This is a genomic window from Enterobacter sp. TMH.L2 (genome assembly GCF_050847315.1).
Taxonomy (GTDB): Bacteria; Pseudomonadota; Gammaproteobacteria; order Enterobacterales; family Enterobacteriaceae; genus Cedecea.
Genome location: NZ_CP193791.1, coordinates 2,930,668 through 2,943,951, shown reverse-complemented (window position 1 = coordinate 2,943,951; position 13,284 = coordinate 2,930,668). Strand labels below are relative to the sequence as shown.

Genomic DNA, 13,284 nt, shown 5'->3' with positions numbered 1-13,284 from the left:
CGGGCATTGGGAGCAGCGATGTATTACGGATTTGATATCGGCGGCACTAAGATTGCACTCGGCGTTTACGACCAGCAGCGGCGTTTACTTTGGGAAGCCCGGGTTGCTACTCCTCATGACAGTTACGAAAATTTCCTCGACGCGGTGGTCGGGCTGGTGGCGCAGGCCGACGAGAAGTTTAACTGCCGCGGCTCGGTCGGCATTGGCATTCCGGGTATGCCGGAAACCGACGACGGCACGCTGTATGCCGCTAACGTTCCGGCTGCCAGCGGCAAACCCCTTCGTGCAGACCTCAGCGCCATGCTTGAGCGCGACGTGCGCATCGACAACGACGCCAACTGCTTCGCGCTTTCCGAAGCCTGGGACGACGAGTTCCTCAACTACCCGGTGGTGATGGGCCTGATCCTCGGCACTGGCGTCGGCGGCGGCATCATCATCAACGGCAAATCTATCACCGGCCGCAGCTACATCACCGGCGAATTCGGACATACCCGCCTGCCTGTGGACGCGCTGGAAATCCTTGGGCGCGACATTCCGTTTACTCGCTGCGGCTGCGGTAAAAACGGCTGCATCGAAAACTACCTCTCAGGGCGCGGTTTTGCCTGGCTGTGGCAGCACTTCTACCAGGAGCCGCTGGACGCGAAAGAGATCATCTCCCGCTACCGCCAGGGCGACGAGCAGGCCATCGAGCACGTGGACCGCTTCCTGGAGCTGCTGGCCGCCTGCCTCGGCAATTTATTGACCTCAATTGACCCGCATCTGGTGGTGATTGGCGGAGGATTGTCTAACTTTAGCGATATCTACGCCCAACTGCCGGAACGCCTGCCGAAGTACCTGCTGCCGGTTGCTGCAGTGCCGCGTATTGAACAGGCGCGCCACGGTGACGCAGGCGGTATGCGTGGCGCGGCATTCCTCCACTACACGGAGTAAGTCATGCTTTCTCGTCGTCAGCACCGGCTGAGCCGGTTTCGGAAGAACAAACGCCTGCTGCGCCAACGTTTGCGTCAGCGCATCTTTTTCAGAGACAGGACAGGGCCGGAAGCGATGGACAGACCAAGAGTTGTTGTACTGACCGGGGCGGGGATCTCCGCTGAATCAGGTATTCGTACCTTCCGGGCCGCCGACGGGCTGTGGGAAGAGCACCGCGTTGAAGACGTGGCGACGCCGGAAGGCTTCGCCCGTGACCCGGCGCTGGTGCAGCGTTTTTATAATGACCGCCGCCGCCAGCTTCAGCAGCCGGAAATCCAGCCCAACGCCGCACACCTGGCGCTGGCGAAACTGGAAGAGGCGCTGGGCGACCATTTTGTGCTGGTCACCCAGAATATCGACAACCTCCACGAGCGGGCGGGCAGTAAAAACGTCATCCACATGCACGGCGAGCTGCTCAAGGTTCGCTGCGCCAGCAGCGGCCAGGTGCTGGACTGGCAGGACGACATTACCCCGGAAGACCGCTGCCATTGCTGCCAGATTTCCTCGGCATTGCGCCCGCACGTCGTCTGGTTCGGCGAAATGCCGCTTGGCATGGACGAGATTTATCAGGCGATTGCCACCGCAGATTACTTTATTGCTATCGGCACCTCCGGGCACGTTTACCCGGCGGCAGGCTTTGTGCACGAGGCCCGTTTGCAGGGGGCGCACACCGTGGAGCTGAATCTGGAGCCAAGCCAGGTCGGCAGCGAGTTTGAAGAGAAGCATTACGGCCTGGCGAGCCAGGTGGTGCCGGAGTTTGTGGATAAGCTTTTAAAGGGATTGTAGTTCTTCTGAGCCCCTCACCCTAACCCTCTCCCCAAAGGGGAGAGGGAACTGGATCGAGCATAAATCAATTGTTTTCTCCCTCTCCCTTCCAGGAGAGGGCCGGGGTGAGGGTAAACCTACCGCCCCGCCTTCAACCGCTGATAATAAGACTCATACAGCGCGCTCGCGTCACCCACATCATTCTGCCACTCGCCAGCCTTAATCACCTCTGCATCCGGGTACAGCGACTTATCTTCCGCCACGTTCTTCGGCAGCAGCTTGCGGGCTTCGAGGTTTGGCGTCGGGTAGCCGATGGTTTCCGCCACCTGCTTAGCCACGTCCGGACGCAGAAGGAAGTTGATCAGCTTCAGCGCGCCGTCGACGTTCTTCGCGTTGGCCGGAATCGACAGGTTATCCATCCAGAAAATCCCGCCTTCCTTCGGCCAGACGATCTCCAGCGGCGTTCCGGCCTGACGAGCCACATAGGCCGAGCCGTTCCACACCATACCGAGGTTCACTTCACCTTCCATATACGGGTTGGCCGGGTTGTCGGAGTTAAACGCCGCCACGTTGGGCATCAGCTTTTGCAGCTCGTGGTACGCGGCCTCAATCTCTTTCGGATCGGTGGTGTTGCCGGACAGGCCAAGCTTGCGCAGCGCCATCTGGAACACTTCGCGCGCGTCGTCGGTCAGCAGCAGGCTTTGCTTATACTCCGGCTTCCACAGGTCGGCCCAACTGGTGACGCTCTTCGGATCGATAGCATCGCTGTTCACGCCAATTGCCGTGGCACCCCAGATATACGGGATGGAATAGTCGTTATTCGGATCGAACGGCTTGTTCAGCATATCCGGGTCGAGATTTTTAAAGTTGCTGAGCTGGCTCTTGTCGATCTTCTGGATCATCCCTTCTTTGCGCATCTTCGCCACAAAGTAGGTGGATGGCACCACTAAATCGTACGCGCCGTCTTTGTAGGTCTTGAGCTTGGCGTACATGGTTTCGTTCGACTCGTAGGTCGAATAAATCACCTTGATGCCGGTCTCTTTGGTGAACTGCTCCAGCAGGCCCGGCGGCACGTACTCGGTCCAGTTGTAGAAATAAAGCGTCTTGCTGTCGTCGGCATGTGCAGCGCCGAAGCTGAGCGCCAGAGCGCCCGCAGCAAGCAGGTGGCGTGGCCATTTTTTCATTTTAACGTCCCCTGAGGTTGAGTTTTATCGCGAAGAATCAGCTGGCTGGCGATCACCAGCAGCAGTGAAAGTAACAGCAGAATAGTGGCCAGGGCGTTCACTTCCGGCGAAACGCCGACCTTGACCATCGAGTAAATTTTTAGCGGCAGGATCTCGTAGCTCGGCCCGGTGACGAACGAAGACACCACCACATCGTCCATCGACAGGGTAAAGCTCAGCAGCCAGCCTGCGGCCACGGCGGGCATCGCCAGCGGCAGAATAATCTTGCGCAGAATAGTCAGCTCGCTCGCGCCCAGGTCACGCGCCGCTTCCAGCATCTTCACGTCGAACCCTTTCAGGCGCGAGTAAACGGTGACCACCACAAACGGCAGGCAGAAGGTGATGTGGGAAAACAGCAGCGACCAGAAGCCAAGCGACACTCCCAGCAGCATAAACAGCACCAGCAGCGAGATAGCCATCACGATGTCCGGGGACATCATCACCACAAACAGCATCCCGCTGACGAACGGCTTGCCCCGAAAGCGATAGCGGTACAGCGCCACGGCGGTAAGCGAGCCGATAAGCGTGGCGGCGCTGGCAGAAAACACCGCCATCGTCAGCGAATGCTTTGCGGCCTGCAGCAGGCTGTCGTTATTCATCAGCAGGCTGTACCAGTGGGTGGTGAACCCCTGCCAGTTAATGCCGAAGCGAGAGCTATTGAACGAGTTCACGATCAGGATGATGATCGGGATATACAAAAAAGCGTAAATGGCGGACATAAAGCCGCCGCGAAGCAGGCGTCCGATCATTCCAGTTCCACCTTCTTGTTAAGCAGGCGCGCCGCGCGCCAGTACACCAGCAGCATCAGGCCCATTACCAGCGTCAGCGTAATGCTCGTCGCCGCGCCGAACGGCCAGTCGCGAATGTTGAGGAACTGGCTCTTAATCACGTTGCCGATCAGCAGGTTCTTCGCGCCGCCCATCAAATCCGACACGTAGAACAAACCCATCGCCGGCAGCATCACCAGCAGGCAGCCGGCGACAATCCCCGGCATGGTCAGCGGCAGAATAATGCGCACAAAAGTTTGCAGCTTGCTGGCGCCTAGATCCCGCGCCGCCTCAAGCAGCGGCTTGTCCAGCTTCTCAATGCTGGAGTAAAGCGGCATCACCATAAACGGCAGCAGGATATACACCAGGCCGATAATCACCGCGCTCGGGGTGAACATGATGCGGATCGGCGTATCAATAAGCCCCAGCCACAGCAGGAACTCGTTGAGATAGCCCTTGGTGCTGAGGAAAATCTTCAGCCCGTAAATGCGGATCAGCGAGTTGGTCCAGAACGGCACAATCAGCAGGAACAGCAGCAGCGGGCGCACCTTCTCGGGCAGCCGCGCCAGGAACCAGGCGAAAGGGTAGCCGATCACCAGGCAGGCCAGGGTGGCTATCGCCGCCATGTTCAGCGAGTGCAGCAGCACCTGGGCGTACAGCGGGTCGGCCAGCCGGGTGTAGTTATCCAGCGTAAACACCAGGCTCACGAAGTTGTCGTTATCGCGAGTCAGGAAGCTGGTGACGATGATCATCAGGTTGGGCAGGAAGACAAACAGCAGCAGCCAGCCCACCACGGTAGCAATCACCACATTCTGGAATTTACGCGAGCTCTTCATCTGCCAGCACAACCTCCCAGCTTTCTACCCAGGTCACCGCCATTTTTTGATCCAGCGTATGGTCGAAGTCCGGGTCGTCTTCATTAAAGAACTCGCTGACCATCACCATCTTGCCGTTTTCCAGCTCGACGGTGGACTCCAGCGTCATGCCCTTGTAGTTGCGCTCGCGTACGTAGCCAATCAGCCCGTCCACTTCCCGGGCGTCGTTTACCTCTTCCACGCGCAAATCTTCCGGGCGCAGCAGCACCTTCAGGCTTTGCCCGACGGTCACCGGCTGGTTCACGAAGATGTGGCATTCGCGGCCTTCCACGTTCGCCCGCACGCGCTGCTCGTCGATGCGTTCGAGCACCGTCGCGTCAAAGATATTGATCTCGCCGATGAAGCTCGCCACAAACAGGTTCTTTGGCTCTTCATAAATTTCTCGCGGCGTGCCGTCCTGCTCAATCTTGCCGTCGCGCATCACCACGATTCGGTCGGACATAGTGAGGGCTTCTTCCTGATCGTGCGTGACGAACACAAACGTAATGCCGAGCTTGCGCTGCAGGGCTTTCAGCTCGTTCTGCATCTGCTTGCGTAGCTTGTAGTCCAGCGCCGACAGCGACTCATCAAGCAGCAGCAACCGAGGCTTGTTCACCACTGCGCGGGCAATGGCCACACGCTGCTGCTGGCCGCCGGAAAGCTGGTTCGGCTTGCGCTGGGCGAACTCTTCCAACTGCACCATTTTCAGCGCTTCGGTCACGCGCGGCGTGATTTCCGCCGCCGGCGTTTTCTGCATCCGCAGGCCAAAGGCGACGTTTTCAAACACCGTCATGTGCGGAAACAGGGCGTAGCTCTGGAAAACGGTATTCACGTGGCGGTGCTCGGCAGGCACATGGGTAATGTCCTGATTATCGAGCGTGATTTGCCCGGCATCGACGGTTTCTAACCCGGCGATAAGGCGCAGTACGGTGGTTTTGCCGCAGCCGGAAGGGCCGAGCAGCGTCAGGAATTCACCATGATTAATGGTGAGGGAGAAGTCAGAAATTACGGATTTACCATCAAAGCGCTTGGCGACTCCCGCCAGGTTGACCAGCATGGAGTGCGAACGAGGCTGTTTTTTCAATTTTTTACGCTGTCCCATAAATGACGTATCCGGAGCGAAGGATACGGGGTTTGTGATTAACCACCTTGGGTTTTGGCACGTTGAGTAAGGGCTGGCATTCTACGGCAAAGCGACGGGATCGCCAATCCCGATGGCCAGAAACCGTGGCCGTTATCGTCTACGGTTAAAGGGATACTTTACTGAGACCGGGTCAGGTTGTGCGAAAACTATTTTTTTCCGTAACCGACTAAAAGTGACCTGACGCAATATTTGCCCGATGCGGCTTATTGATAATTGATGTCACTAAAAACGAGGGTGGCTAAATGGATAAATTACTTGAGCGCTTTTTGCAGTATGTCTCTCTGGACACGCAATCCAGGCCCGGCGTTAAGCAGGTGCCGAGCACCGAAGGGCAATGGAAGCTCCTGCGCCTGCTAAAAGAGCAGCTGGAGCAGTTGGGGCTGGTGGACGTTACGCTCAGCGACCACGGCACGGTGATGGGCACGCTGCCGTCGAACGTCGGGCACGCTGTCCCGGCCATTGGCTTTATCTCCCACGTTGACACCGCGCCGGACTTCACCGGCAAAAACGTGAACCCGCAGATCGTCGAGAACTACCGCGGCGGCGACATTGCGCTCGGCATCGGCGATGAGATCCTTTCCCCGGTGATGTTCCCGGTGCTGCACCAGTTAATGGGCCAGACGCTGATCACCACCGACGGCAAAACCCTGTTGGGCGCGGACGACAAAGCGGGCGTGGCGGAAATCATGACCGCGTTGGCGGTATTAAAAGGCAAAAACGTGCCGCACGGCGATATCCGCGTGGCCTTTACCCCGGACGAGGAAGTCGGGAAGGGCGCACACTTCTTCGACGTCGACGCCTTTAACGCAGAATGGGCCTACACCGTGGACGGCGGCGGCGTGGGCGAGCTGGAAAGCGAGAACTTCAACGCTGCCTCCGTGACCATCAAAATCGTCGGCAACAACGTGCACCCCGGCACCGCCAAAGGCGTGATGGTGAACGCCCTGTCGCTGGCGGCGCGCATCCACGCCGAAGTCCCGGCGGACGAAAGCCCGGAATGCACCGAAGGCTACGAAGGCTTCTACCACCTGAACACCATGAAAGGCTCCGTCGACCGCGCCGAGATGCACTACATCATCCGCGACTTCGACCGCGAGCAGTTCGAAGCCCGCAAGCGCCGGATGATGGAGATCGCCAAGAAAGTCGGCAAAGGCCTGCACCCGGACTGCTATATCGAGCTGGTCATAGAAGACAGCTATTACAACATGCGCGAGAAGGTGGCCGAGCATCCTTATATTGTCGAAGTGGCCCAGCAGGCAATGCGCGACTGCGACATAGAGCCGATCATGAAGCCGATCCGCGGCGGCACCGACGGCGCCCAGCTTTCCTTCAAAGGCCTGCCGTGCCCGAACCTGTTCACCGGCGGCTATAACTACCATGGCAAGCACGAGTTCGTGACCCTGGAAGGAATGGAGAAAGCTGTGGCGGTGATTGTGCGGATTGCTGAGCTGGTGGGGAAGAAGGGGTGATGGCGCTTTGCTTTGATTGAGTGAAAGGGAAGGAGGCGAGAGCCTCTTTTCTTTTATCACTATTTTCATATCTACAGGAGGAATGAGTTCTCAACCAATATTCTCTATGTGAATGTTAAAGGCATTTCAGAAACCAGGACGATACATTGCATATAAATAAAGGATGATTTTATGTTGAAAAGAGGCGGTTTAAGACTGCTAACAACCGGCGAGATTGCACTCGCACAAAGTATTTTCAGATCTTCAATTCGTTATCATCGAGTCTGGATTCATCACGGGAGTTATCTTCCTTTTAATATTCAGGATAACAATACAGCCATGACGCCTAACGGCGAAATATGGTTTGAAACCAATGTGTACCGGGATGATTATTCCGTTGCTGCTATCGACTCACAACATCTTTTTTTACATGAAATGATGCATGTGTGGCAGCATCAGCGAGGCATGATGGTCAGAACCAGGGGGCTGTTTTCCTGGGCGGTTGATTATTACTACGATCTTAATGGCAAAAAGTTATCCGACTATGGTATGGAGCAACAGGCCGGGATAGTCAGTGATTATTGGCTGTTATTGAACTATGGTTTCTCTAACTATATCCGAAACATCCGATATAAAGATTACGACCGCCGAGAAAACGTCAGAAATCTTATCCTGAAATACAAACGCGTGCTTGGGAGTTTTCCATTATGAAATATATTGTAATTTTATTGGCGCTGATGCTTTCTGGCTGTGTTGGCGACCGACTTGATTTCAGACACGCCGGGAGTATTTTTAAAAAAAATAATGACTACATCTGTGTTAACTCCAAAAGAGGCGATGTTATTACCTATTACATTTTAAGTTCATCAGCCGATACCTATAGAGAGCCTTTGTTTTTTGCCGATAATATCGCTAAACAGTACCCGGATCATTGCTTTAATCTGACGCTTAAGAAAGGTGTTACCTATAACCTGCTCTATGAAATGAATGATGTTAAGTATAGAGTTAATTTTGCGTTAGATGATGATGGGAGAATAAAGCAGGGTGTGAATAACCTGTAATGAGCGAGGAATGTGATGCATCGCATATTGGGATGTGTGGTGTGTCACATTTTTTGAGGAAGGATATAACTAACTGTGTGTTTTACGTGTTACGGAATTTCTCTTACGGGTATAAAGGTAGAATTACTGATTATTCAATAAGGCCTAAAATATAAAGGCAGAACATCTTTTAAAAAAGGAACCTATTTATCATGAAGAAAAGACTTCTGATTCTGATAGGGCTAATTTCGGGCTGCGTCGGCGACCGGCTGGAGTTTAGAAACGCGGGCACTGTTTATCAAAAGAACAGAGACGTAATTTGCATTAAGTCGAAAGAAGGTGATGTTATTACCTACTATCTTTTAACCTCCTCAGAAGATACCTATCGGCAGTCTTTGTTTTTTGAAAACTATGTTCAAAAGAAATACCCGGATCATTGCTTTAACCTGACGCTTAAGAATGATGTGACCTATAACCTGCTCTATAAAATGAACGATGTTAAGTATCGGGTTAACTTTGCGTTGGATGGTGTTGGGGGGATAAAGCAAGGGGTTAATAATCTGTGAGCAGTGTGGGAGTGTATTGGGGTAAGTGATATATCACATTTATTGGCGGTGGGATAAAACTGATCCTAAATTTATTGTGCGGTGGTTCTATTGTAGTAACTGAATGGGTTGATAAGGTAATTATTTAAATCGAAGCGGTGATTTAATAATATTGAGAGGGAGGGCTGTAATGCCCGCTCTGTACCAGAAGCGGACATTACTCGTTTTTCTACACTAAGCATAGTGCTCAGTTGAAATAAGACACTGTTTATCTTATCCCTTGGCTACGTATTTTTTTAGTCAGAAGAGTTCAAATCCATAAAATGAAAAATTCCATTTCATCATAGTTCTTAATAATGGCACGGATCTCTTTTGTATAATCACTTAAATAATCTAATAAATTATCCCATTCGCTTTGTTTTTTCCCAAATCCGTATATTTTCTCAATATCCCCTGACTTCCAAATATATATCCCATCGCTCTTTAATTTATCATCAATAATTTTGTATAAAAATTTAGCTCTTGTGAGCTTTTGTTGAAAATTTCCAATGTGAAATGAATCAGATAATAAACAACCTAATAAAACCAAATCAAAATTATCACCCCCAAATGCAACTCAACCCCCCAGTTATCACATTTCCGCGATCCCCCTCGAGTTTTTTAGGTTTCCAATAATTTTAAACCAAACCACTGTTGACTTATCCAGTATAAAAACAGAAGTTAATACGCAAGAAGCAATCAAAGGTAACAGAAGAAAAAATTCGCCCCCGAAAGGTGCGCCAACACCAGACGAGGGCTAACCACAACGTAACTTGCATAAGGAGTCACATCATGGCTAACGCCGATAGTAACACATTCGCGTACACGGAAATGACGAAGGATCAAACGATTATTGCTAAGGACATCGCAGCGTTATTAAAAATGCCGCTGGGCGCAAAGAACGATTTATTTCATGTGCTGCATACTTGCAGCTGCTGGATGGATGAATTAGCCGAAAGACATAGCCACGCTGAATATATCGCGCTGGTGGGGCGTTTGCAGGCGGGGTTTAACGTGCTGAGGGTGGTCTTAACGCATCCGCTGCCGCAGCACTTAATTGAGCGGTTAACGGTGGAAGAGGGGCAAGCGGCGGCGCCCTGCACCGTGTCGGAGGCCGATTCCGATGTGCTCTGCGAGTATTGCAGCGCCGTAACCCAGGTGCTGCTGGGCCAGCAGCTGGGGCAGGCTCAACAGGTGCAGATGACGGATCTTCTCAGCCAGCTGTTCAGCCTGCTGGAAGAGAATTTAACCGCGCCACGCTTCGTGCGCACGAAGAAAGGGCTGGCGTGGACTAACGGCGAACTGGTGCAGGGTCTGCACTAAATAAGCGGCGGCCGCCTTCGCTGTGACAAAGCACGGCGAAGGCGGGCAGGGAAAGTTAGTTTCAGTGTGGTTGTATCTTAAAGCGAACCTGCGTGGCATCGTCAGATATCGACAGCACCTTCCCGCTGTAGGCGACTGAAATAACGTTTTTATCATCCACCTGAATGTCGGTTATCGTGCCATAGCCGACAACGATCGGTGTCGCAGTACTTAACTGGCGGGCAATATCGCTGTCGTCGCCACTTAATTGACTGCTCAGGTAGTAGCGCCAGGCGACAGGGACGGTTGCGCCGCTGCTGTTTTGTTCTGTCATATACAGCCAGGTATTGTGGTTAACCTGATATGTCCGTTTCAGGGGATGGATCGGGTTTGAGGGGCCGAAGTTCATCCAGGCATAGCCAATCACAACCATCAGCAGGAGGGCCGTTAAAAGCAGGTGGAGCCATTTAATAGTCAGCATGTATTTATGTCCTTATAAATCCACTCTCCATGTGGAGGGTAAGGACTAAGGCATCCCCATTCAACGCAGCAGTGATAAGGAAAGTCCTGAATAGTCAGTAAGTGTTAAGCCGCTCCAAAATTCAGATTCACTTAAGACGAAAACTCATCGTCATCGTCCAAAGCTTTCGCCCGCTGCTTCATAAAAACAACTTCCTGCGGGCTGGAAAGGTTCACTTCATTTTTGCGCAGCAGCTTGAGGATATTAAACAGCAGCTCGCTTTTGCTGGAGCCGACCATACGCGGGCTGGCGACGTAGCCGGTCACGCTCAGGATAATGCCTTCCGGCCCCAACTGGCTAAAGCGCACATAGGGCGCAGGCGTCGGGAGGATCACCTCATAGTCCTGGTAGGCGCTGAGCAGCAAATCGCGCACCAGCTCCGGGTCAATGTTGGTCGGGAAGGTCAGGGCGATGGTGACCACGCCTTGGGCATTGCCCATTGTGGCGTTACGCACGTTCTGGGAAATCAGCTGCGAGTTGGGGACGATCATCGTCGAGCGGTCGCTGAGCTGGATCTCCGTGGCGCGCACGTTGATTCGCCGCACGTCGCCCTCAATGCCGCCGATGCCGATCATATCGCCGACCTTGACCGGGCGTTCGGTCAGCAGGATCAGGCCGGAGATAAAGTTCTTCACAATCTCCTGCAGGCCAAAGCCGATCCCCACCGACAGGGCGCTGACAATCCAGGCCAGGTTGTTCCACTGAATGCCCAGCGCGGCGAGGGTGATGAGGATCAGCAGCACGTAGCCGACGTTGGTAAACAGCGTAATCAGCGACGCGCGAATGCCGATATCGGCAATGGTTTTGGGCAGCAGCTCCTGGCTGAGCCAGCGCTGGGTTACGCGCAGAATGTACAGGCCAATCACCAGGCAAAGTACGGAGTTCAGCAGGTTGCCGGGCACGATGTGCAATTGCTTCAGCCCGTCGCCGCTTAAAATCGTCACCAGCTTGCCGATCAGCAGGCTCGGCGTGGTGGTGCCGAAGGTGCCGTTAAACAGCGCGATGATGGTCATGAGTATCAGCGCGCACTTGGTGAAGGCGGTAAACACCACGGCCAGCTGTTCAAGGTGCCGGTCTTTAAACCGCAGCGACTTTTTCATTGCCTGGCCGGGGGCGGTGTGCGGTGAAAACACGGCGGCGAAAAAGTCGGTGGCGAAGGTCACCAGATAATAAAACGCCACCAGCACCATGCCGAACCAGATGACCTGGTAAGTCAGGTAGCGTGCGAAGGCGATGTAGCCGACAAGCAGCGAAGCCAGAATCGCCAGCGAAGCGAGCATGACCAGCAGGCAGACTAAGGCGTCGATCCGGGAGCTCTTCTCGGCAGGCTCGCCATTTTTTTCCAGCCGCCGGTGGGCGTGCTGCACGCGCAGCATCATGGTCAGCAGCACGCTGGCCATAACGGCAGCAATCAGCCCGTTGGCGCGGATCGTGGTGCCGAGACTGGCGCCAATCGTATTATTAATCAGGTCGAGGCAGCCAATGAGCAGGCCGAGAATGGCCAGCAGCGGTGGAAAGTAACGCACGCTTTCGGCCACGCTGTCGTCGAGTTGTACGAGCCGCCATGAAGGGCGGTTCAGGGAAAGAAACGCGCGGCCAGCGCCATAAATCAATGAGCAGAACACGGCCAGCTGCACAAAGCCGTCGACAAAATCGTTCACCTGGGGAGAGAACTCCGTCCCCCGGGAAAAGGCGCTTTTCACAATGGAAAGTGCCAGCGCGATAGTAAACATGGTCACTAACGTGCTGGCCAGCGTATTGAAGCTGCGGCGCAGGCGACCATCCGGCAACCAGGTGATGGCGATCCAGACCAGCAGCCGCTCAATCAGGTAGCAGCCAGCCAACACTATCGCGGCGGCAGCCACGAACAGCCAGAAGGTGCCCCAGAACAACTCGGGTTCCCACGCCGCCTGCCAGGTTTCCAGCAGCTGCTCGCCAAAGGCATTGAAGCGCTGGATATCCACGGCCTGGGTGTCAGCTTCCTGCAGCCAGAAGGTGGCGCTCAACATGCTCCCGCTGTTCGACGCCAGCTGGGATTTAAAATAGGTGCGTCGGAGATCGTTTATCTGGATACCCAGCGCCCGGATGTTGGTTTGCAGGTTTTGCGAGGTGCTGATGGCCTCATCAATCTGCTTTTTGTCGCTGTTCAGCGCGTTGCGCTGCCGGGACACGCTGGCGGTTTCATTCCCCGCAGCGGTCTCCGGGGCAGGCCCCAGCACCTGCAGCTGAGCCTGCACTTTGTCGTGCATCGGCTGCAGCAGCGCGGTCAGGCTATCCACCTCCACGCCGAGCTTTTGCGTGGTGTCGAACAGCTTAATCAGCCGGCTGTCGGTGTTGGTCTGCGACACCTGCTGCTTAATGTTGTCTATCTGCGTCTTGTATTGCTTTAGCTGCCCGGCAATCTCTTTCAGGCTGGGCTCCTGGTCTTCGGTCGGGGCCGCCAGGCTGCTTTGGGCCGTCAGAAACAGGCCGACAAATAACAGGCAGGAGAGGAGGAAGGTATGCAGCGATTTGCTCATGGGATGGCGCTCAATGTCCCTATTAACGTTCACCCAAGTATGGGCAGGCGCTAATCAGATTGCCATCTTTTATCCTCGGGTGGCCAGATAGGGGGCTTCTCCCGCCAGCCTGAAGCTTCTTCTTGTCCGGGGCTGGGCATACTCATATG

14 protein-coding genes are annotated in these 13,284 nt (G+C 54.3%); 7 read left to right on the top strand and 7 right to left on the bottom strand.

Translation table 11 applies throughout. The features are described 5' to 3' along the window. The first annotated feature begins 18 nt into the window (after positions 1 to 18). Together nagK and cobB are read left to right on the top strand one after the other, a co-directional pair. A complete protein-coding gene (nagK, locus tag ACREYP_RS14215) occupies positions 19 to 930 on the top strand; it encodes an N-acetylglucosamine kinase (RefSeq protein ID WP_039292009.1) in 912 nt (303 codons plus the stop codon). A gap of 3 nt (positions 931 to 933) precedes the next feature. After that, entirely contained in the window at positions 934 to 1,755 is an 822-nt protein-coding gene (cobB, locus tag ACREYP_RS14210) for a Sir2 family NAD+-dependent deacetylase (protein WP_008453397.1), read from the top strand. Positions 1,756 to 1,871: 116 nt separating this feature from the next. On the opposite strand, the gene potD is transcribed toward cobB, so the two are convergent. Genes potD through potA form a run of 4 tightly spaced genes read right to left on the bottom strand, consistent with a single transcriptional unit; the run spans position 1,872 to position 5,680 of the window. Next, a complete protein-coding gene (potD, locus tag ACREYP_RS14205; RefSeq protein ID WP_039301991.1) occupies positions 1,872 to 2,918 on the bottom strand; it encodes a spermidine/putrescine ABC transporter substrate-binding protein PotD in 1,047 nt (348 codons plus the stop codon). Further along, on the bottom strand, positions 2,915 to 3,706 hold the full coding sequence (gene potC, locus ACREYP_RS14200; protein WP_336817750.1) for a spermidine/putrescine ABC transporter permease PotC: 792 nt from the start codon (positions 3,704 to 3,706) through the stop codon (positions 2,915 to 2,917). The genes potD and potC overlap by 4 nt, the downstream gene beginning before the upstream one ends. Beyond that, entirely contained in the window at positions 3,703 to 4,560 is an 858-nt protein-coding gene (potB, locus tag ACREYP_RS14195; protein WP_336817749.1) for a spermidine/putrescine ABC transporter permease PotB, read from the bottom strand. The genes potC and potB overlap by 4 nt, the downstream gene beginning before the upstream one ends. Then, complete coding sequence (potA, locus tag ACREYP_RS14190; protein WP_166875091.1) at positions 4,544 to 5,680, bottom strand: spermidine/putrescine ABC transporter ATP-binding protein PotA; 1,137 nt, start codon at positions 5,678 to 5,680, stop codon at positions 4,544 to 4,546. The genes potB and potA overlap by 17 nt, the downstream gene beginning before the upstream one ends. A 284-nt stretch (positions 5,681 to 5,964) precedes the next feature. Here potA and pepT point away from each other — a divergent pair, with 284 nt between their 5' ends. The 4 genes from pepT (at position 5,965) to ACREYP_RS14170 (ending at position 8,776) form a co-directional block, all read left to right on the top strand. Then, positions 5,965 to 7,191, top strand: a complete 1,227-nt coding sequence (gene pepT, locus ACREYP_RS14185; RefSeq protein WP_166993800.1) for a peptidase T — start codon at positions 5,965 to 5,967, stop codon at positions 7,189 to 7,191. A 171-nt stretch (positions 7,192 to 7,362) separates the two neighbouring features. After that, the gene (locus ACREYP_RS14180; RefSeq protein ID WP_336817748.1) at positions 7,363 to 7,881 is read left to right on the top strand and encodes a type IV secretion protein Rhs; all 519 of its coding nucleotides are present in this window, start codon (positions 7,363 to 7,365) and stop codon (positions 7,879 to 7,881) included. Further along, positions 7,878 to 8,231, top strand: coding sequence for a putative T6SS immunity periplasmic lipoprotein (locus ACREYP_RS14175; RefSeq protein WP_336707949.1), 354 nt, complete (start codon positions 7,878 to 7,880; stop codon positions 8,229 to 8,231). Before ACREYP_RS14180 ends, ACREYP_RS14175 begins: the two co-directional genes overlap by 4 nt. Before the next feature lie 191 nt (positions 8,232 to 8,422). Further along, positions 8,423 to 8,776 carry a putative T6SS immunity periplasmic lipoprotein gene (locus tag ACREYP_RS14170; RefSeq protein ID WP_336817747.1) on the top strand — a complete coding sequence of 118 codons (354 nt, stop codon included), beginning with the start codon at positions 8,423 to 8,425 and terminating at the stop codon, positions 8,774 to 8,776. Between the two features lie 289 nt (positions 8,777 to 9,065). On the opposite strand, the gene ACREYP_RS14165 is transcribed toward ACREYP_RS14170, so the two are convergent. After that, a complete protein-coding gene (locus tag ACREYP_RS14165) occupies positions 9,066 to 9,344 on the bottom strand; it encodes a hypothetical protein (RefSeq protein WP_336817746.1) in 279 nt (92 codons plus the stop codon). 242 nt (positions 9,345 to 9,586) lie between these two features. On the opposite strand from ACREYP_RS14165, the gene ACREYP_RS14160 reads away from it, so the two are divergent. Then, a complete protein-coding gene (locus ACREYP_RS14160; RefSeq protein ID WP_336817745.1) occupies positions 9,587 to 10,117 on the top strand; it encodes a hypothetical protein in 531 nt (176 codons plus the stop codon). A gap of 61 nt (positions 10,118 to 10,178) precedes the next feature. On the opposite strand, the gene ACREYP_RS14155 is transcribed toward ACREYP_RS14160, so the two are convergent. Together ACREYP_RS14155 and ACREYP_RS14150 are read right to left on the bottom strand one after the other, a co-directional pair. Next, the gene (locus tag ACREYP_RS14155) at positions 10,179 to 10,577 is read right to left on the bottom strand and encodes a hypothetical protein (RefSeq protein WP_336817744.1); all 399 of its coding nucleotides are present in this window, start codon (positions 10,575 to 10,577) and stop codon (positions 10,179 to 10,181) included. Positions 10,578 to 10,708: 131 nt separating this feature from the next. Further along, the gene (locus ACREYP_RS14150; protein ID WP_336817743.1) at positions 10,709 to 13,135 is read right to left on the bottom strand and encodes a DUF3772 domain-containing protein; all 2,427 of its coding nucleotides are present in this window, start codon (positions 13,133 to 13,135) and stop codon (positions 10,709 to 10,711) included. Positions 13,136 to 13,284: the final 149 nt, after the last annotated feature.